Raw genomic sequence first — 22,813 nt, 5'->3', positions numbered from 1 at the left:
GCTCAATCCAGATAAAACGCGGTATCCGCGCCAAGTGCCGGTCCGCCCACACTTGATGTCATCACCTGTCCGTCCATGCGGATCGGGCAGCGGGTCGTTCTGATCGCTGTGCCGTCGGGGGCCGTGACGGTCTGAACGGCATCAAGCGCCACGAAGCCTTCCGTTTCGATCAGCTCCGGCCAGTCGAGCACGCGGGCGCACCAGATGTCGGCAGGCTCCAGCCTCTCCAGCCAGTCGCCGACATCGCCCTCTCGCAGAAAATCGCGGAGCACGGACTTGATTTCGTCCCGTTGCGAAAAGGCGCGGCCGGGATCGGAGAAGGGCACCAGGGCCGGGCACTCCAGAAGCTCCGCCAGTTTCGCGATGGGGGCCATGGCAATGGCGATGTAACCGTCCTTGCAGGCGTAGATCCCGTAAGGCGCACCGACGGAAGCGTTCGCGTTGGCGACGGCGCTGCGTTCCGACATGGCCCCGTCACCATTGAGGAAGGCCGTGAAGAGCTCGAACTGCATGTCGATTGCCGAGGACATCAGGTCGACCTCGACAAGACCGCCCCTGCCGGTCTTTTCGCGCCGGAGCAGGGCTGCCATGATGCCCTGGACCAGGTGATTGCCGCAGGTGATGTCGAGAACCGCAAAGCCGGCGGGCACCGGCGGATCGTCGCTGTTTCCCGACAGCCATGCCATGCCGCTCAGCGACTGGACGAGAAGATCCTGCCCGGGTTTCTTGACCCAGGGGCCGGTCGTGCCGTAACCGGTGACGGCACCGTAGACAAGCTTGGGATTGCTTTTGCGGACATCTTCCCATCCCAGGCCGATCCGTTCCATCACGCCCGGCCGGAAATTGTGGATCATCACATCCGCGGTGCTCAGGAGATCCTTGATCCCGGCGAGGTCTTCCGGATTCTTCAGGTCGGCGGCAACGCTCGCCTTGTTCCTGTTGATCGTATGAAACAGCAGGCTGTCCGGGCCGACCTTCTGATCGGAGATCACCAGCGATCTGCACAGGTCGCCGACGCCGGGCCGCTCGATCTTGACTACCTCCGCCCCAAGGTCCGCGAGCCGGAGCGCTGCCATCGGACCAGCCAGGAACTGAGCGAAATCGAGGACACGCAATCCTTCCAGCGGTTTCATGACGTCTGGCTCCCAAGTGATCCGTATATGAAACTTTTTTTTATATACCAATATATCAGGTCGCGCGCCGCTTCAAGCTTGCCGGCGACTGAACCGGATACGCGCGGCGGCGCCGATGCGCTTCTCCGAACACGCGCTTGAGGCTCCGTGGTTGCGGGCGGTGGCAAGTCCTGCGCAGAATGTCAGTGGCTCAGGAACGGCCGGTTCCGCTCAACCGGGGGCCGATGACCTGAGCAAAGTGATCCATCCGTCGCGCGAGAGTGTGTGAAAGAATGTCAAACGACAACAACCAGGGGGGCGGCTGGACGCCGTCGACGCGCTACCCCGATCCCTCCGTCATTTCGCTGGACCCGCGTTTCGACGCACTGAAACTGCCGCTTGCCGGTGTCGAGAGGCTTGCCACGGGCTGCCGCTGGAATGAAGGGCCTGTGTGGTTCGGCGATGGCCGCTACCTTCTGTGGAGCGATATCCCGAACAACCGGATCCTGCGCTGGGACGAGGTCACCGGGGCGGTGTCGGCCTATCGCGAGCCGTCGACATTCGCCAACGGCCAGACACGGGACCGACAGGGACGCCTGATCACGTGCGAGCATGGTGGCCGGCGGGTCACGCGCACGGAATATGACGGCACGGTCACGGTCCTGATCGACCGTTTCGAGGGCAAGCGCCTGAATTCTCCCAACGATGTCGTCGTGAAATCGGATGGATCAGTGTGGTTCTCCGATCCTCCCTTCGGCATCCTGGGCAATTACGAAGGTCACAGGTCGGAACCCGAACTCGGCCAGAATGTTTACCGCCTCGATCCGGAGACAGGGGAGGCGTCGATTGTCGCCGATGATATCCTCGGACCCAACGGGCTGGCTTTTTCGCCGGATGAGAGCAAGCTCTACATCGTCGAATCCCGCGGCGTGCCGAGCCGGAAAATTCTCGAGTATGATGTTGCGGCGGATGGCAGGTCGATCTCGGGCAAACGTATCCTGATCGATGCCGGGCCCGGGACGCCGGACGGCTTCCGCGTCGATGTCGAAGGCAACCTGTGGTGCGGCTGGGGAATGGGATCGGCGGATCTTGACGGGGTCATGATCTTTTCACCGGACGGCACGCCGATCGGACGCATCGCACTTCCCGAGCGCTGTGCAAACCTGTGTTTCGGCGGGCGCGCGAACAGCCGCCTCTTCATGGCTGCGAGCCACTCGGTCTATGCGCTTTACGTCAATGTCGCCGGGGTGAAGGGCGGCTGACAACAGCAGTATAGGCATGGAACATGAATAAAGCAGGAGAGGGAAAATGGACTGTTTCAATGGCCTGTGTGCCACACTTGCGAAGTCCTGCCTTGCCGCCGCCCTGCTGTTCGGGCCGGTGCCGGATGCCCTTTCCGCAGACGGGGGCAAGGCCCCGTGCGGTTTACGAATTTAAAGTTCGCTTCGCAGACTGCTGCAGCAATGATGCGAACTTCAAATTCACCGCACTAGGCGCTTCCTACCTCGTGCATGGCACCGTTGAGGCGGTCTTTCCGCCAGATACCGGGAGGGATGCCGAACTCGCGTTTGAAGGCTGTCGAAATCGGATACTGCGAGAGCTTCAACGCCCGCTTTCGGGATGAACTGCTTGGCGGAGAAACCTTCCATAGCCTGAAGGAAGCACAAATCCTGATTGAACAATGGAGGAAACATCACAATACCAAGCGCCACATAGCGCCTTGGGCTACCGACTGCCGGCACCAGAAACCCTCATCCGGATAGACCAAAGCGCAGTCATGCACTATCAATCAAATCGGAGCACTCAGGTGGGACTGATCAAAATCATGGCGATCCTCCGGCACAAGGACCCCAGGGCGACCGAAATCTATACCAGAAGTGCAAATCGCCGGAAACTTGCTCTAAAGGCCGCAGATAAAGCAGACCTCGGTGCAATGGTGTTCGAAGAGCGGTGATTATCTATCCACGCTGAGTTTCCGAAGGTCATCAGACTTTGTCCGGCTTCGAAGCGACAATCGAAAGCAACCTCTGGATCGCCTCGGCCGTTACGCACAAGGTTGTTCCGGAAGAAGGCTGGAGCACCCTGATTGAAGTGGAGACGAAGGAGTGAGCAAGTGTCAGTCTATACCGAGTGCAGTGACCTTGCCGGACGGGCCGCATCGCTCGAATTCAGACTCTAGCTTATCGATCGCTGCCAGCGCCTCGGAACGATGGTCCTCCATTACACGCTTTTGCGCATCGTTTGGATATGGATAGCGGATGAGTAGTATGGCAAGCCTTTGACACTTTACATTCACATGTTTGCTTGCAATTCGGCAGGCTTCATCAGCATCGACCGAATTGAGCGCGTTAAGCACATGCGCAACTGAGTTCTTTGCAAGGGCGTTCGCGTCGAGGGAGGACGCATCTCGGGTTTCAACGCGTAGTATCTGCAATATTTCCTTGCTCAGCATTACCCGTCTCCTACGTAGGCCACCTTGACGAAAGGTCCGGACCGAAGTCCGGACGGCGAGCCTGATCGCCAAAACCTGTGCCCGTCCCGGCAGCATCAGGCAACCAACGCGCCCGCTTCATCGTGAGTTGCAAGGGCTTTATGAGCGACTCGCCATAAGGTTGTCTAGCTCAATTTGGCAGCTTTAAAGAAAGTGCGGGAGACTTCGGATTCGCAAACGGGGGTAATGGCTGACGCTGTTGGCGGTTAGCAATAATGGGACAGACCTGTTTCACGATCCGGAGTGCTGACTTGACCCGACTTTTCATTTTCTTGCTGTTTCGCTTTTGCTGCCGGGCTGCGTCTCAGGGAGTACCAGGACAGAAGGCTATCTCCACTTTCTCGATATTGCGATTGATGACGTCAAAACCGGGAAAGAGGTTTTCCGGACTTTCGCCGACAGCGTGAGCAAGTGCTCCAGCCTCGTCATCATCGCACCATACTTCATGAAGGCGGCCCTCAAGAACTCCCCGAAAGCATCAAACGGCAGTTCGAATTTCGCAGCATCGGCGGACTGTTAAAACCCCTGAAACTGCATTCGCAGACGAGATGGATGCTCACACTCTTTAGGCAAATTTCCCTCCACCATAATTGAGACCACAATGGCAAATCCCGAACATCTAAAGTGGCTGCGCGAAGGCGTGGAATCGTGGAACCGCCGCCGTGAAGAAGATCCTTTTGTACCGGATCTGAGTGGAGCGGATCTGACGAGAGCGAACCTGAAGGGGGCGAACCTAAGCAAATCGAGGTTGGAGAGGGCGGATTTAAGTAAAGCGAATCTGGCGTGGGCGGATCTGAGGGAAGCGAAACTGTATCGAGCGGATCTGATGAGTGCGAATCTGAGGGGAGCGGATCTGACAGTAGCGAAACTGGAGAAAGCGGATCTGACGAGTGCGGATCTGAAGGAAGCGAAACTGGAGAAAGCGGATCTGAGGGGAGCGGATCTGACGAGAGCGCAACTGAGGGGAGCGCAACTGGAGAAAGCGGATCTGAGTGGAGCGGATTTAAGTAAAGCGAATCTGGCGTGGGCGGATCTGAGGGAAGCGAAACTGTATCGAGCGAATCTGATGAGTGCGGATCTAAGTGAAGCGAAACTGTATCGAGTGGATCTGATGAGTGCGGATCTGAGGAGAGCGGATCTGAGGGGAGCGTATCTGACAGTAGCGAATCTGGAGGGAGCACTTCTGAGGGAAGCGAATTTGAGGAACGCGGATCTGGCGTGGGCGGATCTGGCGTGGGCGGATCTGAGGAGTGCGGATCTGAAGGAAGCGAATGTTAGGACGGTGAGGGGGGACTCTGATGACATCAGAACTGACCTCTCCGGTGCCATCCAATTCACCCAGAAACAGCTCAATACGATGGACGGTGATACCGGAGTCCTCTTGCCGGAAGATCTGGTGCATCCAGAGCATTGGTCGGAATGGTCTCCTTCTCGGGAAGATATAATATCGCAATTGGCTGCGACGGGTCCGCGCAGTGCGATACTTGCTGGTGAAAAGATTGATGTTACCGATACTCCTCCAGGAGGAATTCCGGAAGTCAATGATCCATCGGAATTACAGAAAATATTCGAGGAAATTGCTCGTCATTGTGAAAGCCTTCCCGGTCTATGGGGTGAATATTCACCTCAGACCAACAGGATGGTTTTGACAACGACGAACAGCGCTTTGCTTAGTGCCAGAGAGAAAGATGAGAACTGGTACACCTGGGAGCGGCTGATCGAATTGCTGCAACGAAGACGTGATGATGATGATAAGGGAGCATGGCGTGGTTTCGATGACGAATTGACCGTTCTCATTATGACAATTCGGAAGTTACGAAAATTCCTGGAGAAATTCTCGGATGCCAAAACGCCCAAGCCACAAGCCCCGGAGATCAGGATATCGGAGTCCGACATTGATATTATGCGCCAACTGTCGATACAGATTGAACAACTTGTACTAGATCCAAATACCCAGGACATATTGACTGATCGGGCGATAGAAGAAATAGACAAAGACAATCGAGATATCGCTGAAGGTTTGGAGAAGGCAGACAATCCGAATATCAAAACGAGAGAGAAAAGTTTACCGATCTGGCGATCTGCGTTGAAATCTATCGGTGGGTATATTGCGTCTATTAGTAAAAGTGTTCTTCCAAAAGTTCTCACGGATTCTGAAGCCGCTGAGACTCTGAAGGATCATGCTGAAGCTTTGAAAGATAGTATCGAAAAAATCCTTGATACGATCCTCAAATTTTTAGGAGGCAGCTAAACCATGGGAACATCGAATGACTAGATTTCTGGTTCCGGTTTCAATCCTGACCGGTGCTACACTGGTTGCAGGGGCGCTCTATCTGAGACCAACTGAGTTCGAGAAATGCGTTGACTTGTTCACCGAACAAGTCGTGGTTTTCAAGAAACTTAAATCGGATAGCGCCAAATTTGTTGCTACCGAAATGTGCGTGGGAAATGGAAGAAAGTAGAAAGCCAAACAAAATTTTGAATATTTGCCAAACCAACTTGCGCGCCACACAAGAGAAGTTTCACACACCTTCCGCACACCCATACAAGCTTGGGTAATTTCTTTAACAACATCAGAACTGGTGGTGACCCCGACAGGATTCGAACCTGTGACCCTCAGATTAGGAATCTGATGCTCTATCCTGCTGAGCTACGGGGCCGGTAGAGGGTCGATTAGCATGATTTGACAGACTTTGCGAGCCCGGAGATGGTCCGGGGCGAAAGTCGGCATTGTTGCGCACAAGGCAGGTTAACGGCCGCATGCAGGCGCCGTTTCACGTCCTTGTCTCGGGCTTGCCTTATTCGGTGCTTAGCAACAGGAGCAAGGCGTTGCAGGGTGCAGACTGTGCCCGATGTCAGAAGGGATTGTGGCCAATAGCGTTCCAGAAACAACACAGGCGCATGCGCGATTTGCGGACTGGACGGCCGCGAGGGGAAACGGCCCCTGACGCTTCGGCAGCGGCTTCGCGATTGCCCCGGCCGGTCGCAGCAGGCAGGGTCACCAGAACCGGCAGGCAGGTGGCTGGCTGTCTTTGCCTGGCGGTGTCCGGCATTATCTGCGGTGGAGGCCCGTCCGCGGCGCAGGCCGTGTCTTCCGGCGCGGAGAGAACCAGCAATGCCGATGAAATTCTCGTCGCCTGTGCAGGGGACATTGCCAGCGGCGTGCCTCTGGTGGCCGCGGCTTCGGACGGGACGTTTGAAGGCGTTGACGGTGCGCGTTACCTGGCCGTCGACCTGCGCCCCCTGACGGACGGCGCGCGCCGCGCGCCAGCCCTGGCCGATCTCACGACAGGCGCAGCCAGCTATCTGGCGGTGCCCGTCGCCGGACCCGATCGCTGGGGGCTTGTGCCCGCCTGGATCGTGCGCCGGGACCGGGATGAAACGCGGCTGCTTCAGGCGGAGATCCTTGAACATGGCGAGGCTCTCTTCGCTCCTGGCGCTGCGTCCGGAGCGTGTGCCGACCGTTTGCGCGCCGCCGAACACACGGCAAGGCGCGCACGGTCCGGTCATTGGAGAGATGTTGCCGGTGCGACACTCTTTTCCTCATGGGAACCGGACACGTTTGCCGGTCACGCCGGGCGCTACGTCATTGCCCGCGGGCGCATAGTTTCGCTTGGAAAAACGGCGAGCACCCGCTATCTCAACTTCGGCAGATACTGGAAAACCGATCTTACGGTGACGTTCAAGTCCTCCGAAGAAAACACGTTCAACGCGGCCCTTGGCCGGTCCGGCCATATGGTCGATGATCTTGAAGGGCACAGTGTTGAGGTCAGAGGTGTCTTGCAAGAGAGAGACGGGCCGTATATTGCGCTCCGGCATCCCGAGCAACTGGTGGTCCTTAAAGGCAGAAGGGTGGGAAGTGGCGGTCAGGACGGCAATTGAATCCCGGCGCAGCATGCGTTCGACGGCCACCGGTTCACGTCCCGGGCGGCCGGTCCGCCGTCTCGTGCGTGTTTTCGGTGTGCTCGCGCTGTCGCTGCTCACCGCGTCGTGCCAGCTTCTGGGCGACGGAACCAGTGTCGGTACCGTCTCGACGGGCGTCCGCCCGAAACTCACCAGTGACATCGGCGCGCGTGAACACCCCAGGGTCGTCGCCACATATGGCGGCGTCTACAAGGACCCGGGTGCGGAACGGGCCGTGGCCAGTGTCGTCGGACGGCTGGTCGCAGCCTCGGAGGACCCCTCCCAGAGTTACCAGATCACGATCCTCAACTCTCCGGCGATCAATGCCTTTGCCCTGCCCGGCGGCTATCTTTACGTCACGCGCGGACTTCTTGCGCTGGCCAACGACACGTCGGAAGTCGCGGCGGTTCTTGCGCATGAAATGGCGCATGTCACGGCCAACCACGCGATCAAGCGGCAGCAGCGCGCCGAGGCCAAGCAACTGGCCGACCGGATCCTGAATGACGTGGTTCAGGATTCGGAGGAAGCGCGCAAGGCCATCATCTCGTCGCAGCTGTCTTTCGCGCGCTTCAGCCAGGTCCAGGAACTGGAGGCGGATGCCATCGGCGTCAAGACGCTGGCACGGGCCGGTTTCGATCCCTATGCCGCGGCCCGTTTCCTGCGGTCCATGGCAGCCTATGCGCAGTATCAGTCGGCCGACGCCTCGTCGCCCGGCGCCCCCGACTTCCTGTCATCGCATCCTTCCACGCCGGAGCGGCTCCAGATCGCGGTGAAATCGGCACGCCAGATCGGCGCGCCGGGTATCGGCGAGCGGGACCGGGACCGCTACCTCAACCAGATCAACGGCATGCTCTACGGCGACGATCCGCTGGAAGGGTTCGTGCGCGGCCGGTCCTTCCTGCACAAGGCGCTGGGCATCGGCTTCACGGTTCCGCAGGGCTACATCCTGGAAAACTCCACGGAAGCGGTTCTGGCCAGCAATGGCGACGGGACGGCCATCCGCTTCGACGGTGCGGATGTCAGCGGCTTTCCCAACCTGGTCGACTACATGAAATCCGGCTGGATCAACGGCCTTCTTCCGGAAAGTGTCCGGGAGACGACCATCAACGGGTTGCCGGGGGTCACGGGGGCCGCGATCACGCAGGGCTGGTCCTTCCGCATCGCCGTGGTCCGTATCGGCCGGACCGGCTACCGGTTCATCTTTGCCAGCCGGTCTCCCAATCAGCGCTTCGACACGGATTTCCGTGCGACCGTCGACAGTTTCAGGCAGCTGACGCCGACCGAGCGGGCGCGGCTGCAGTCGCTGCGCATCAAGGTGGTCAAGACAAAGCCAGGCGATACGCCACGCAAACTTGCTGTCGGCATGAGCGGGGTTGAACCATCCCGGCGACTGCAGTTCTTCTCCATCCTGAACGATCTCGACCCGAACAAGGCCATTCCCACGGGAACAGCGGTCAAGCTTGTGGTGGAGTAGCGTGCTATAACTTTCGGGGCCGCTCTCAGCGGGACGGACTGCGAATCAAACGCTGTAGACCGCCTCGTCCGGCTGTTCATTCAAAAGGGCCGAGCGCAGTTTCTCCATGGCGCGGCTCTCGATCTGGCGAACGCGCTCCTTGGAGATCCCGAGCTTCTCGCCGAGCGATTCCAGCGTGGCCCCGTCTTCGGACAAGCGGCGCTCCTTCACGATCCTGAGTTCGCGTTCGCTCAGCACCTTGAGCGCCGACCACAGCCATTTCCTGCGCCGTTCGGTGTCGATGTTTCCCGTGACGATTTCGTCCGGCAGGGGGGCATCGGACACCAGGAAATCCTGCCTGTCGGCGCTCGAGCCTTCGCTGTCCGTGACTGGTGCGTTCAGCGAGGTGTCGGGCCCGGACAGGCGGGCGGACATCAGCGCGACATCGGCGTGTTTCACACCGATCGCATCGGCGATCTTCTGGTGAAGTTCGCTGTCGGTCAGCGGTGTCTGGTTGTTCGAGAGTTTTGCCCTGAGACGGCGCAGATTGAAGAACAGCGCCTTTTGGGTCGATGATGTTCCGCCGCGCACAATCGACCAGTTGCGCAGAATGTAGTCCTGTATCGAGGCACGGATCCACCAGGTCGCATAGGTGGAGAAGCGCACTTCGCGTGCCGGCTCGAACCGGGCGGCCGCTTCGAGCAGGCCGACATGCCCTTCCTGGATCAGGTCGCCGAGCGACAGGCCGAAATTGCGGAAGCGGGATGCGACTGCAATCACGAGGCGCATGTGCGACAGAGACAGTTTCTCCAGCGCCTTTTCATCCCGATGATCCCGCCAGCGGACTGCGAGCTCCCGTTCTTCCTCACGCGTGAGGTAGGGTGCTTTCATTGCCGCCTGGACCAATTGCCGCTTTTCGCTTCCCGACATGACTGACGCTCCGATGTGTTATCGGGTTAACTACGTATCAGTGCTCAGGTTAGATTACTCGGAGTGGCTGCTGTTGCGGAATTTTTGCACTTCTGCGTGATGCCGGTGTGAGCGGTTGTGGCGCACAGGGTTACGCCGGTTTCCCGGGTCCGGAACGAAAAAGGGCCCGGCGCTAACCGGACCCTTCCCGAAAGTCATGTGCCATCGGGCGACGAATTTCAGGCAGCTTCTTCCTTGTCTTCGTCGTCTTCTTCGACATCAGCCTCGGCAGCGGCGGCAGCCTTGAGGCGGCTCGGCGACTTCGCGAGGTTCTGCTCGATCTGCTTCACAGCCTCGGTTTCCGAGCACTTGTTGACGGCAGCGATTTCGCGGGCCATGCGATCAAGGGCCGCTTCATAGAGCTGGCGTTCGGAGTAGGACTGTTCCGGCTGGCTCTCCGACCTGTAGAGATCGCGGACAACTTCGGAAATGGCGATCAGATCGCCAGAATTGATCTTTGCCTCGTATTCCTGTGCACGCCGGCTCCACATGGTGCGTTTCACCCGCGGCCGGCCCCGGACTGTTTCGAGCGCCTTCTTGACCGCTGCCGGATCGCCGAGTTTGCGCATTCCGACGGAAGCGATTTTCGCGACCGGTACACGAAGGGTCATCTTGTCCTGTTCAAAAACGATGACGAGCAACTCCAAAGTGTGACCCGCAACGCTCTGCTCTTCGATGGCGGTAATCTGGCCGACGCCGTGCGCCGGATAAACGATATGCTCGCCTGTCTTGAAACCTTGACGCTGCGCGGCTTTTTTGGTGCTTGTTGCCATACTGATATTCTCTCCTGCGCAGTTGCGATCTTTTCAGACCGATGCTTGGCCGTGTTAGCCATCTGTTTTTTTGCGACACGAACCCCGCCGAGCGATCCAATACGGAACGCCTGTTGATATGCGGCGTGTCAGGGCTGGTCAGTCGTGCCTTTCCACTATAGAAACTGTTCAGTCATAAGAGCTGCCGGGAGGTGACGCATCCGGTTTCGCTGGGATCCGGAACACGTTTTGTACACTCCGTTTTGGGGGTTCTTCTCGTGGTTGGCGACTATCCCCAATATGTAACATACTTTTGTGGAAAATTAAAGTGTTACGCTTTTGTGATGCACAATGACCACAAAACGGCCGCTTGAGCACCGCGTGCAGGCCATTGAATTCAATCAATTTATCAGCAGGACACTGTCAAGACGCCGCATGCGGCAGGTTGCCGCACACGTAATGCCGCGACGAATCAGGATGGCGGGTTCGGAGAGAAATGCTCTTCAAACTTGTTTTCCTTGCCGTCGAATTCCTCGGCGGTCGGGAGCGGGTCCTTCTTCTCCGTGATATTGGGCCATTTCTCGGAGTACTCGGCGTTGATTTCGATCCACTTCTCCAGGCCCGGCTCGGTGTCGGGCAGGATTGCCTCGGCCGGGCATTCGGGTTCACAGACACCGCAATCGATGCACTCGTCGGGATTGATTACGAGAAAGTTCTCGCCTTCGTAGAAGCAGTCCACCGGACAGACTTCAACACAGTCCGTGTACTTGCACTTGATGCAATTGTCTGTGACGACGTAGGTCATCGAATCCTCGCTGCGGGTCACGCCGGGCAGTTTCGCGAACCGTTATCCGACCGGCTGTCATTTGCGTGCAGCACGTCCAAAGCGGGGTGCACGGCCAAAAAATCAGATCGGTGTTGCCTATCGTTTTTGTCTGGTACGCGCAAGCGTCCAGGATGACGCAATCCGGACGAACAAGAGAAAGTTATTCCGTTTTCTCTTCGAAAACCGGAATCTGCGTCAGTTTTCACCGCGGAAGGCGTCCATCTTGCGGCGGTCGCGCTTGGTCGGCCGGCCGGCGCCGGCGTCACGCTGACCGGGCGGTGGCGGAGCTGCGGCTTTTTTGGGTGGCGATGGAGGTGAGAGATCCTCGTAAAGGGTGCGGGCCTCTTCATAGGGGCCGCGCCTTGAACCGAGCGCCACGATTTTCAGGACCAGAACCTTGCGTTCAAGGACGATGGTCAGCACATCGCCTGTCTTGACGGTCTTGCTGGCCGAGGAAATCTTGTCCTTGTTGATCCTGACGTGGCCGGATGTCGCCAGTTTCTGTGCCAGGGAGCGCGATTTGGTGACCCTGGCGTACCAGAGCCACTTGTCGACACGCAGGACGCCTGCGTCAGGCGCTTTCTGGCCGCCCGCCGGAATTACTTCTTGTCCTTGCTGTCCATATCCGCCTTGAGGGCCATCAGGGCCGCAAACGGCGAATTCGGATCAATCGGTTTGTCCTTGGGCGGAGCGCTGCGGCGGTTGCCGCCGTCAAAACCCCTGTTGCCACCGCGATTTCGGTTCGGGCCGCCTTTTCCGCCACCCTTGCCATGCCGCTTGTCGCCCTGGTTGCCCTTGGGCCCCTGGTTCTGACCCCTGCGCTGATCGCCGCGGCGCTGGTCCTGCCGTCCGCGCGGTCTGCGGTCGTGCCGCCCGGGACGCCAGATCTCGATCGTGACGGTTTCCATCTCGACGGGTTCCGGGTTTTCCGCCGCAGGTGCCTCAGTGGCTTCGCTGTCCGCTTCGTCAGCGGTGGCGTTTTGCGGTTCCGCAGTTTCCGCCGCTTCAGGCGCTGCCGCGTTTTCGGCGGGTGTGCCGTCAGCATCAGCCGGTGTGGCCGGATCGTCAGTTGACGCGGCGTCTGAGGCCACGGCTTGATCTGTTTCCGCTTCTGCCGGCGCTGCGCCGGTGGCGGCTGTTTCGTTTTCCGCGGCCGTTTCGGCAACAGTTGCATCCGAACCGGCAGGGTCTGCCTGAGGTTCTTCTGTGACCGCAGGAGCGCTGTCGTCCGTCGCCCCGGCCTCGGGCTGTGTTCCGGCCTGAGCCTCCTCCGGCGCCGTTGCGGTTTCCGGCTTGACCGTGACAGGCCGCTGCACTTCCTTCGTTTCGACCCGATAGCCGAGGGATTTCAGGACAGCGGAAAAGTCCTCGCCCGCACAGCCCAGGAGGGACGTCATCGCCACGGTCACCATAAAGCCGCCGCCCTGCTCGATCGCGCCTTCCGGCGGGCTGACTTCGGCGTCAAGCGGTTTCCAGGCGATCAGCGGGCGGATCAGGTCGGCGAGGCGTTCCAGAATGTCGACCCTGACCGCGCGCGATCCGCACACCCGGAATCCGACAACCTTGTAGAGCGCCTTGTCGATCGTTTCGTCGACGGGAATGGAGGTGCGGCCCGACGCGGAGAGCTGCGGCAGTTCCGTCATGCCGTTCATGTCGAGCGACCCGTGCTTCAATGCCCAGAGCTGGGCAATCAGCTGGCTGGGCGCCGGTTTCAGCAATGCGGGCACGAAGACCGTGTAGGCGCCAAACCGTACGCCGTGCTTGCGCAAGGAAGCGCGCATGTCCTGGTCAAGCTGCCGGATCTCGTCGGACGCGTCCTGGCGTTCGAGGATGCCCAGTCCCTCGACGATGCGGAAACCGATCCCGCGCGCCAGTCCGTCCAGGCCTTCGCCGGATTTCAGATCGACAAGGGGTTTCAGCAGCGTTTCGATCTGCGCCTTGACCCATAGATCGAGACGGTTCTGGACCGTATCGCGCGGCGCGCCGGTCAGATGCTCGTCCGCAAGCAGGAGCACGGTCGGAGCCAGAACCTCTTCGCCCGCAACGAGCTTTGCGACAGGTTCACCACGCCAGCGGATGGCACCTTCGGAGGTCAGCACGAAATCGCCGTTCTCGGACTTGCCGAGTTTTTCGGCGCGCGACTCGATCTCGGTTGTCAATGCAACCTGGGCGGCAGCGCGGACCGTCTTGCCGTCCGGCCCTTCCGCGGCCGCATCGGGGGCAAACCGGAAGCCAAGGAGGTTCCCGATGTGCTGACCTTCCACGAGCACATCGCCGCTCGACGTGATTTCTGCTTCCAGCATTGCGTTCTCTCTCAAACGTCGCATCAATACACTTGTCCGCCGGTCCACAAAGCGCTGTGTCAGGCGATCGTGAAGGGCGTCAGATAGTCTGTCTTCGATGTCGCGTGTCTCGCCCTGCCAGTGGGCCGGATCGGCCAGCCAGTCGGGTCGATTGGCAACATATGTCCATGTCCGGATGTGCGCGATCCGGTTCGCGAGAGTGTCGATATCACCATCTGTGCGGTCTGCGAAGGCCAATTGACGCGAGAACCAGTCATCCGCGATATAATTTTCCTGCATCAGATGGGTGTAAATGGCGTTCAGAAGCTCGGCGTGGTTGGCCGGCGCGATCTTGCGATAGTCCGGCACCTGGCACACATCCCAGAGCAATTCGATCGCTTTTTCGCCCTGTGCCATGCCGGATATTGCCGGATCGCGCAACAAATGTTCAAGGGCGGTGATATCGTCACCGGTCGGCGCGCGCGCCAGGCCCTCTTCCTGCGGCACCTTGTCGAGGCTTTGCCGCAGCGCCGCGGCCGAGGAAAAATTCAGCGTACTGTTGCGCCATTGCAGCACTTTCAGGCTCTCGAACTGATGGCTTTCGATCTGTTCGATGAGGTGATCGTCGAGCGGATCGACCCGTCCGGTCACGCCGAAGGTGCCGTCCTTGGTGTGGCGCCCGGCGCGTCCGGCGATCTGACCCATCTCTGACGCGGTCAGCTGACGGTACTGGTATCCGTCATATTTCCGGTTGCCGGCAAAGGCGATGTGATGGACATCGAGATTGAGCCCCATACCAATCGCATCGGTCGCCACGAGATGGTCGACGTCGCCGTTCTGGAACAGTTCGACCTGGGCATTGCGCGTCCTCGGGCTGAGCGATCCGAGAACGACGGCGGCGCCGCCGCGCTGGCGGCGGATCAGCTCGGCAATCGAATAGACCTCGTCCGACGAAAAGGCGACGATCGCCGAACGCGCCGGCAGGCGGGACACCTTCTTCGATCCGGCATATTCCAATATGGACATGCGCGGGCGGGTGATGACGTTGAGGCCCGGAAGCAGCTTTTCCAGGAGGGGCCGCGCGGTCGACGCGCCCAGAAGCAGCGTCTCCGACTTTCCGCGAAGGTTCAGAATGCGGTCCGTGAACACATGCCCGCGATCCAGGTTTCCGGCCAGCTGAACCTCGTCAATCGCGACGAACTCGGTGTCGAGATCGAGCGGCATGGCCTCGACCGTCGAAACCCAGAAGCGCGGCTTTTCCGGGATGATCTTCTCTTCCCCGGTGATCAGCGCAACGCTGTCGGCGCCTGCGCGCTCGACCATCCGGCCATAGACCTCGCGTGCGAGCAGACGGAGCGGCAAGCCGATAAGGCCGGACGCCTGCGCGAGCATGCGTTCGATGGCCAGATGCGTCTTGCCTGTATTGGTCGGACCCAGGACGGCCGTTACGGTGCGGGACCTGGCCGCCGGCGGCAAAGGCAACGTTGAAGGACGGGGCATGGGAGTTTTGTGGTCGGCTTTCTCGGGGCTCTGCGCCTAAATCTTGTGCCGGGTATCTAACACAGCGAAACCGCGACTGTCGCTGATTCTTTTGGCAAAGGTCCCGGATTTCGCGCGGTTTAATTAATTGTGGAGAACGACTCCAGAACAAACCGAAACCGAATCGCTGACTCTCGCTGATTCAGGATTTGTTCCCTACAAGATATGGGTCCCAGCCTGATTTGCGGTACAAAATCGTGAATCTGGTCAATGGTTTGAATCGCTTCGCTAGATGCGGTCCGCGTGACCGCCGAATCGTGTCAAGTGTTAAATGAGTCTAAACGCGGCCGCCGGGGCGCCCGGCGCCCCGTTTACCACCGGGACACAGCGGGAACGAACGCGGCACGAATCGCTGAGCCCCGGCAGTTCGGGATTTGTTCCGTACCAGATGTTGGGGCCGAGTGCCGCGTTTCGCACCAAGCCGCCTGCGGCATATTTTTTTGATCTGCGTCTGCGGACCGGCAGCAGAGGCATTGCGTGCCAGGGTGGCACAGGCCGTTTACCCTGTTTTTTGCCGTTCTGATCGCCGGAGTGAAATGTTCATGCTGCGCTGCAAAAATTTTTCTAAGTCTAGTTACGTTCGTAACTTTCGGCAATTCCGGTTCATTTTCCGCAGCTTACCTGTGCGCGCGCAAAAATATTTTCCAAGTTAAGAAAAGGACACCCTTTCTGCCCCTTTTCAAGTGCGTGCGACCAAAGTAGAAAACGTTCCAAAATCAGACTTGCCGTTTCGAAAGATGGGGGAGAGGGCGTTTGGCGATCACAAAGATTCTCGTTGCGAACAGATCGGAGATTGCGATCAGGGTGTTCCGGGCCGCCAATGAACTCGGCCTGAAAACAGTCGCGATCTATGCCGAACAGGACAAGCTTGCCCTGCACCGGTTCAAGGCCGACGAGGCCTATCAGGTCGGCAAGGGCCTCGGCCCGATCGAGGCATACCTGTCCATCGACGAGATCATTCGTGTTGCCAGGCTCGCCGGAGCCGATGCCATTCACCCCGGTTACGGGCTGTTGTCGGAAAGCCCGGAATTCGTGGATGCGTGCGAGGCGGCGGGCATTACCTTCATCGGCCCGAAATCCGACACCATGCGGCGGCTCGGCAACAAGGTCGCCGCCCGCAACCTGGCGATCGAGGCCGGTGTGCCGGTGATGCCGGCAACCGATCCGCTTCCCGACGACATCGAAGAGATCAAGCGGCAGGCCCTGGAGATCGGCTACCCGGTGATGCTGAAGGCCTCGTGGGGCGGCGGCGGCCGCGGCATGCGGGTGATCCCGGACGAGGCGACGCTTGAAAAGGAAGTTCTTGCGGCAAAGCGCGAGGCCAAGGCGGCTTTCGGCAAGGACGAGATCTATCTTGAAAAACTCGTGCAGCGGGCGCGCCATGTCGAGGTTCAGATCCTCGGGGACGGCGAGAACGTCGTGCACCTGTTCGAGCGGGACTGCTCCATCCAGCGGCGCCATCAGAAGGTGGTCGAGCGTGCTCCGGCTCCCTATCTCGACGAAGCAAAGCGCAAGGAGCTTTGCGAATACGGTTTGAAAATCGGCCGGGCCGTGAACTATCGCGGTGCAGGTACGGTCGAATTCCTGATGGATGCGGACACGGGCTCCATCTACTTCATCGAGGTGAACCCGCGTGTTCAGGTCGAGCATACGGTGACCGAGGAAGTCACCGGTATCGATATCGTTCAGGCGCAGATCCACATCGCGGAAGGTGCCAGGATCGGCACACCGGAAAGCGGCGTTCCCGTGCAGGAGAAAATCCGTCTCAACGGCCATGCCCTGCAATGCCGCATCACGACGGAAGATCCCGAGCAGAACTTCATTCCCGACTACGGCCGCATCACCGCCTATCGCGGGGCGACCGGGTTCGGCATTCGTCTGGACGGCGGCACCGCCTATTCGGGCGCCGTGATCACCCGTTTCTACGATCCGCTTCTTGAGAAAGTCACCGCCTGGGCGCCGACGGCGGAAGACGCCCGCAAGCGCATGGACCGCGCCCTGCGCGAATTCCGCATCCGGGGCGTTGCGACCAACCTGGTGTTCCTGGAGAACATCATCGATCACGCCGACTTCCGGGCCAACAATTACACGACCCGGTTCATCGACGAGACGCCTGCGCTGTTCGAACAGACCAAGCGGCAGGACCGGGCGACCAAGCTCCTGACCTATATCGCCGATGTTTCGGTCAACGGTCACCCGGAAACGAAAAACCGGGTCCGTCCGCCGAAAGATGTGGCCGCGCCTGTCGTGCCCGATTTTGGCGACGACAAACCGGAGGGCACGCGCCAGCTTCTCGACGCGCTCGGTCCCAAGGGCTTTGCCGACTGGATGAAGGACCAGAAGCGTGCGCTGATCACCGACACGACGATGCGCGACGGTCACCAGTCGCTGCTGGCAACGCGCATGCGGAGCCATGACATCGTCAACATCGCGGATGCCTATGCCGTCGGCCTGCCGACGCTGTTCTCGCTTGAGTGCTGGGGCGGCGCGACCTTCGACGTCGCCATGCGGTTCCTGACCGAAAGCCCCTGGGAGCGGTTGCATCACATCCGGGAAAAGGCACCGAACATCCTGCTGCAGATGCTGCTGCGCGGCTCCAACGGTGTCGGCTACACGAATTATCCCGACAACGTCGTCAAGTTCTTCGTCAAGGAAGCGGCGAAAAACGGGATCGACCTGTTCCGCGTGTTCGATTGCCTCAACTGGGTCGAGAACATGCGTGTGTCGATGGATGCGGTGCAGGAGGCGAACAAGCTTTGCGAAGGCGTGCTCTGCTACACCGGCGACATGCTGGACAGCGCCCGGCCCAAGTATGACCTGAAATACTATGTCGGCCTTGCCAAGGAACTGGAAGCGGCAGGTGCGCATATCCTCGGCATCAAGGACATGGCGGGGCTTTTAAAGCCCGAGGCCGCACGGGTTCTCATCAAGGCCCTGAAAGAGGAAACCGGTCTTCCGATCCACTTCCACACGCATGACACGTCCGGTATCGCGGCGGCCACCGTTCTGGCGGCCGTGGAGGCCGGTGCCGATGCGGTCGATGCGGCCATGGACGCGCTTTCGGGACTGACGTCTCAGCCGTGCCTCGGCTCGATCGTCGAGGCCCTCAGGGGCAGCGAGCGGGACACGGGGCTCGATGCAAAGACGATCCGCCAGATTTCGTTCTACTGGGAGGCCGTGCGCACGCAGTACCGGGCCTTTGAGAGCGATCTTCGCTTCGGTGCGTCGGAGGTCTACCTGCACGAAATGCCCGGCGGCCAGTTCACCAACCTCAAGGAACAGGCCCGCTCGCTGGGTCTGGAGACGCGCTGGCACGAAGTGGCGCAGGCCTATGCCGACGTCAACATGATGTTCGGTGACATCGTCAAGGTGACCCCGTCTTCCAAGGTGGTCGGCGACATGGCGCTGATGATGGTCAGCCAGGGTCTCTCCGTTTCCGAGGTGGAGGATCCGGCCAAGGACGTGGCGTTCCCGGACAGTGTCGTGAAGATGCTGCACGGCGATCTCGGCCAGTCGCCTGGCGGATGGCCGACGGCTCTGCAGGCGAAAGTGCTCAAGGGCGAAGCGCCGATCAACGTGCGCCCCGGATCGCTTCTCGACGACGCGGATCTGGATGCGGAGCGGAAAACGGCCGGTGAGGCGGTCGGACGTGACATCGATGATGTCGATCTGGCGTCCTATCTCATGTATCCCAAGGTGTTCACCGATTTCGACAAGGCGCAGCAGCAATACGGACCGACCTCGGTTCTGCCCACGCCCGTCTATTTCTACGGGCTGGAAGCGGGCGAAGAGGTTTTTGTCGACCTTGAACCGGGCAAGACGCTGGTCGTGCGCTGCCAGGCGATCGGCGAGACCGACGAGAAGGGCGAAAAGAAAGTCTTTTTCGAGCTGAACGGCCAGCCGCGCAACGTCAAGGTTCCGGACCGGGCGCACGGCGCGACAGGTGCGGCGGCAATGCGTAAGGCGGAGGACGGCAATGCGGCCCATGTCGGTGCCCCGATGCCTGGCGTGATCTCCACGGTGGCCATCGCCGCCGGGCAGGAGGTGACCGCCGGAGACGTGCTCGTTTCCATCGAGGCGATGAAAATGGAAACGGCGCTTCACGCCGAAAGAGACGGCACGATCAAGGAAGTTCTGGTGACGCCAGGCGCCCAAATCGATGCAAAAGACCTTCTTGTGGTCTTCGAAAGCTGATCGAGCAAAGGTGAGCAGGTCGCACTTTGCTGCGATCTGCGCGCTAGTTACTTGTATTTTATTCTGAAATTCCAGCCAATCACGCAAATTCACATGCGATCACCTGTCATGTGAATTGTCGTCTTGTGTTCTGCAGGCGGACACTCTTCCGGCAAGGCCCCTGAAAAGGGCGTTAGCTAAGGGAGAGAACAATGAGGAAGCTACCTGTTTGGCTAGGCGGTGCGATTGCATCCCTTGCCCTGACGACCGCGGCCCACGCAGCGTGCGATGCCCAGAAGCCGGGTTACGAGCTGACCGGGGACGAAGCCGGGGCGGTTTACGACTGCCTGAAGGCGGATTTGCAGGCCGGGTACCAAAAGGGTCCGAAGAGATGGATCCCGGAGGCGTTCGTGAAGGACTATCCCGGCTGGACCAAGGCCAGCGCCTTTCCGGCTGCTCCGGGATTTCATGGCGGGCGGTTCCTGATGACCTACGTGAACGCGATCGGGGCGGACGAATATCTCAAATACGAGCCGGAGAACGTGGTGGTGCCCGCCGGAACCCGGATTGCAAAGGAATCTTTCGCCGTCAGTGACGACGGCAAGGTGACGAAGGGACCGCTTTTCCTGATGGAAAAGGTTGCCGCCGGCACGTCACCGGAAACCGGCGACTGGTACTACATGATGGTCGCGCCGAATGGATCGCCGCAGGCGGTCAACGTGGTCAGCGCCTGCAGCGAATGCCACCTGGAGTATTTCGGCGAACAGGGCGGCCTCGGCTATCCGGTCGAAGATGCACGGATCAAGTAGCCCCGCTGTCAGAACAGGCAACGCCAGAACGGGGTGCCAGACACCCCGCTTCTTTGAATTTACGTTGCGTTTTTGTTGACTTCACCGGCAGATTCGCCAGTCTCTGAGAGGACCGCGCAACGACGCAGTCAGCCCAGAGGCTGGAGAGAGCCATGAAAAGATATCTGTCACTGTTTGCACTGTGTTTCTTCATCGAAACCCCGGCAGTTCTTGCTTCCGACAAGACCGTCACGCCGCCCGGCTATAACACGCCAATTCCGGAAGACATTCTCACACCCGACGAGGTGGAGACCCGGTTCGGAACGCTCAGGTTCGTGGATGGACGCCCGACACCCGAAACCAGCGCGCTCATGTTCGACACGCTCGACTTCGTGCGCGGGATGGAAGTCTTCCTGAACTTCATTCCGGCAACGTCCATTGAAGGCATACGGCGCGGCATGGCCGATGTAGGGGTCGATGCGGTCAACAAGTTTGCTGTCTTCGAAGACCTGATGGATTCAAATCCGCTGTTCCTAACGGGCAATACCGATACTGTTTACGGCTCTTCGATCCTGGATCTGGAACGGGACGGCCCGGTTGTCATCGAGGTGCCGAAGGGACAGGGACCGACGACGGTCAATGATGCCTATTTCAGGTTCGTAACGGATATGGGCGTGCCCGGTCCGGACAAGGGTGAGGGTGGAAAATACCTGATCCTGCCGCCTGATTATGACGGCGATCTCGATCCGCCCGTCGGCGGCTACAAGGCGGAAGTCGATGGTGAAACCTATTTCGTCTCCAAATCCACCAGCTACATCAACTGGTTCATCGCGCGCGGTTTTCTCGTCGACGGCAAGACGGACGCAGCCGTCGAAGCTTATCGCACAGGACTGAAAATCTATCCTCTGCGTGACAAGGCTTCTCCGCCGTCCATGGAATTCATCAATGTTTCCAAAAAGGTGTTTAACACGATCCATGCGAACACCTTTGAATTCTATAACGAGTTGAACACCGTCATCCAGAAAGAGCCGGTCTCAACGTTTGATCCGGAGCTGCGCGGCCTGGCGGCGGCAATCGGCATCGAGAAGGGCAAGGACTTCAATCCGGACGAGCGGATGACAAAGATCTTGACCGAAGCCGTTGCGGTTGGGAATGCGACGGCCAGATCCATCTGGCTGAAGCCGCGCGACAAGGAAGCCTACCTGTACGAAAACAGTGGCTGGTACACTGCGTTTATCGGCGGTAACTGGCAATGGTTGCGCGACGATGGAAACGGCGGCCGCTACCTGGACGCAAGGACAATGTTTTTCTACATGGCAACCGTCAACACTCCGGCCATGGTCCTGAAGTTGCCCGGCAAGGGTTCGCAATATGCCCTCAATGTCGCGGACAACACCGGAACCTTCCTCGACGGCTCCAAAAGCTACTCGCTAACCATTCCGGCCGATGTTCCGGCTAAGGATTTCTGGTCGGTTGTTGTCTATGACCCGCAGACACGCTCCGAGCTGCAGACGAGCCAGCCGTTCCCGAGCAAAAACAACCGGCGCGACAAGATGGTGGAAAACGACGACGGATCGGTGACGTTGCACTTCGGTCCTAAAGCGCCGGCCGGCAAGGAACAGAACTGGATACAGACTGTTGCGAACAAGGGCTGGTTTGCCATTCTGAGACTTTACGGACCTGAGGAAGCCTGGTTCGAAAAGACCTGGCGGCCCGGCGAAATCACGCTGGTTCAATAGTCCTCAGGACGTGAGGGATGCGGCGGAGCCTACTCTGCCGCGTTCAACTGGGCGCGGTTCACCGGGACTGCCGCCGTGCCGATCCAGATGTCGAGAAAGTCGTTGAGCCATCTCCTGACCGCCGGGTCATAGACGAAGCGGCCGGCGAAATGATCGCGGCGCTGCTGCGCGCCGGGAAGTTCCATGCGCGGGGCTGCCTTGGTGGTCCACTTGACCATCATCTGATGGGTCAGCTCGGGGTGAAACTGGATGCCGTACGCGGACGGGCCGACACGGATCGCCTGGTTGGGGTAGGTCGGACCCGCGGCCAGCAGTTCTGCTCCGCGCGGACAATCGAAGCCTTCCCGGTGCCACTGATAGACCTTCTCCGGCCAGTTCATCAGGTCCTTGCCAGCCGGTGTCGGTTTCAGCGGGTAATAGCCGATCTCCACCAGTTCATCGCGGTGTCCGGCAACGGTCCCGCCGAGATGCTTCACCATCATCTGGGCACCCAGGCAAATCCCCAGGAAGGGCTTTTCTTCCTTGAGGGGAACCTTGATCCAGTCGATTTCCTTGTGAACGAAGCCATCGGGATCGTTTGCGCTCATCGGCCCGCCGAAGATCACCGCTCCGGCGTGATCGGCCAACGTATCGGGCAAAGTGTCACCAAAGCGGGGCTTGCGGATATCAAGGGTGAAGCCGCGCTTCACAAGTTCCTGGCCCACGCGGCCGGGAGAGGAGGTCTCCTGGTGCAGGACGATCAGAACCTTGGAGGGGCAGGTCACCGGGCTGGATTGAAATCTCATG

Annotated in this window: 16 protein-coding genes, 1 tRNA gene and 1 pseudogene; 9 read left to right on the top strand and 9 right to left on the bottom strand. The window is 59.5% G+C overall.

What is annotated here, in order from left to right; genetic code table 11:
• Positions 1-2: 2 nt before the first annotated feature.
• Entirely contained in the window at positions 3-1,154 is a 1,152-nt protein-coding gene (locus ACO07N_RS06625; RefSeq protein WP_421984388.1) for a CaiB/BaiF CoA transferase family protein, read from the bottom strand.
• A 251-nt stretch (positions 1,155-1,405) separates the two neighbouring features.
• Here ACO07N_RS06625 and ACO07N_RS06620 point away from each other — a divergent pair, with 251 nt between their 5' ends.
• From ACO07N_RS06620 to ACO07N_RS06610, 3 genes and pseudogenes are all read left to right on the top strand, one after another.
• On the top strand, positions 1,406-2,374 hold the full coding sequence (locus ACO07N_RS06620; protein ID WP_421980262.1) for an SMP-30/gluconolactonase/LRE family protein: 969 nt from the start codon (positions 1,406-1,408) through the stop codon (positions 2,372-2,374).
• A gap of 318 nt (positions 2,375-2,692) precedes the next feature.
• A pseudogene (locus tag ACO07N_RS06615) lies at positions 2,693-2,868 on the top strand (integrase core domain-containing protein); the annotation flags it as partial.
• Positions 2,869-2,919: 51 nt separating this feature from the next.
• Positions 2,920-3,066 (top strand): hypothetical protein, encoded by a 147-nt coding sequence (locus ACO07N_RS06610; RefSeq protein WP_421984513.1) that lies wholly within the window; start codon positions 2,920-2,922, stop codon positions 3,064-3,066.
• Between the two features lie 162 nt (positions 3,067-3,228).
• Here ACO07N_RS06610 and ACO07N_RS06605 read toward each other — a convergent pair whose 3' ends face one another.
• A complete protein-coding gene (locus tag ACO07N_RS06605; RefSeq protein WP_421980261.1) occupies positions 3,229-3,564 on the bottom strand; it encodes a hypothetical protein in 336 nt (111 codons plus the stop codon).
• A 640-nt stretch (positions 3,565-4,204) separates the two neighbouring features.
• Between ACO07N_RS06605 and ACO07N_RS06600 the strand changes: the two genes are divergently transcribed.
• Positions 4,205-5,854, top strand: a complete 1,650-nt coding sequence (locus tag ACO07N_RS06600; protein WP_421980260.1) for a pentapeptide repeat-containing protein — start codon at positions 4,205-4,207, stop codon at positions 5,852-5,854.
• A 332-nt stretch (positions 5,855-6,186) separates the two neighbouring features.
• On the opposite strand, the gene ACO07N_RS06595 is transcribed toward ACO07N_RS06600, so the two are convergent.
• Positions 6,187-6,263: transfer RNA gene (locus tag ACO07N_RS06595), tRNA-Arg, on the bottom strand.
• A gap of 358 nt (positions 6,264-6,621) precedes the next feature.
• On the opposite strand from ACO07N_RS06595, the gene ACO07N_RS06590 reads away from it, so the two are divergent.
• Positions 6,622-7,485 (top strand): hypothetical protein, encoded by an 864-nt coding sequence (locus tag ACO07N_RS06590; protein WP_421980259.1) that lies wholly within the window; start codon positions 6,622-6,624, stop codon positions 7,483-7,485.
• Between the two features lie 13 nt (positions 7,486-7,498).
• Positions 7,499-8,980 carry a M48 family metalloprotease gene (locus ACO07N_RS06585; protein WP_421980258.1) on the top strand — a complete coding sequence of 494 codons (1,482 nt, stop codon included), beginning with the start codon at positions 7,499-7,501 and terminating at the stop codon, positions 8,978-8,980.
• Between the two features lie 45 nt (positions 8,981-9,025).
• Here the strand turns inward: ACO07N_RS06585 and ACO07N_RS06580 are convergent, their stop codons facing one another.
• The 5 genes from ACO07N_RS06580 to ACO07N_RS06560 all read right to left on the bottom strand — a co-directional run bounded on the left by ACO07N_RS06580 (position 9,026) and on the right by ACO07N_RS06560 (position 15,288).
• Positions 9,026-9,889: an RNA polymerase factor sigma-32 gene (locus tag ACO07N_RS06580; protein WP_421980257.1), complete on the bottom strand. Its 864-nt coding sequence runs from the start codon at positions 9,887-9,889 to the stop codon at positions 9,026-9,028.
• Positions 9,890-10,107: 218 nt separating this feature from the next.
• Positions 10,108-10,701 carry a CarD family transcriptional regulator gene (locus ACO07N_RS06575; protein ID WP_421980256.1) on the bottom strand — a complete coding sequence of 198 codons (594 nt, stop codon included), beginning with the start codon at positions 10,699-10,701 and terminating at the stop codon, positions 10,108-10,110.
• Between the two features lie 451 nt (positions 10,702-11,152).
• Entirely contained in the window at positions 11,153-11,485 is a 333-nt protein-coding gene (gene fdxA, locus ACO07N_RS06570) for a ferredoxin FdxA (RefSeq protein ID WP_306142131.1), read from the bottom strand.
• A gap of 216 nt (positions 11,486-11,701) precedes the next feature.
• Positions 11,702-12,067 (bottom strand): RNA-binding S4 domain-containing protein, encoded by a 366-nt coding sequence (locus tag ACO07N_RS06565; protein ID WP_421984387.1) that lies wholly within the window; start codon positions 12,065-12,067, stop codon positions 11,702-11,704.
• A 38-nt stretch (positions 12,068-12,105) separates the two neighbouring features.
• Positions 12,106-15,288, bottom strand: coding sequence for a helicase-related protein (locus ACO07N_RS06560; RefSeq protein ID WP_421980255.1), 3,183 nt, complete (start codon positions 15,286-15,288; stop codon positions 12,106-12,108).
• A gap of 792 nt (positions 15,289-16,080) precedes the next feature.
• On the opposite strand from ACO07N_RS06560, the gene pyc reads away from it, so the two are divergent.
• The 3 genes from pyc to ACO07N_RS06545 all read left to right on the top strand — a co-directional run bounded on the left by pyc (position 16,081) and on the right by ACO07N_RS06545 (position 22,027).
• Positions 16,081-19,521, top strand: coding sequence for a pyruvate carboxylase (gene pyc / locus ACO07N_RS06555; protein WP_421980254.1), 3,441 nt, complete (start codon positions 16,081-16,083; stop codon positions 19,519-19,521).
• 191 nt (positions 19,522-19,712) lie between these two features.
• Positions 19,713-20,309, top strand: coding sequence for a cytochrome P460 family protein (locus tag ACO07N_RS06550; protein ID WP_421980253.1), 597 nt, complete (start codon positions 19,713-19,715; stop codon positions 20,307-20,309).
• A 152-nt stretch (positions 20,310-20,461) separates the two neighbouring features.
• A complete protein-coding gene (locus ACO07N_RS06545) occupies positions 20,462-22,027 on the top strand; it encodes a DUF1254 domain-containing protein (protein WP_421980252.1) in 1,566 nt (521 codons plus the stop codon).
• 29 nt (positions 22,028-22,056) lie between these two features.
• Here ACO07N_RS06545 and ACO07N_RS06540 read toward each other — a convergent pair whose 3' ends face one another.
• Positions 22,057-22,812 (bottom strand): glutamine amidotransferase, encoded by a 756-nt coding sequence (locus ACO07N_RS06540; RefSeq protein WP_421980251.1) that lies wholly within the window; start codon positions 22,810-22,812, stop codon positions 22,057-22,059.
• Position 22,813 lies beyond the last annotated feature (1 nt).

Source organism: Roseibium sp., assembly GCF_965229775.1.
Lineage (GTDB): Bacteria > Pseudomonadota > Alphaproteobacteria > Rhizobiales > Stappiaceae > Roseibium.
Note: the sequence above shows the minus strand (reverse complement) of the source record. Positions and strands in the feature narration are given on the sequence as shown.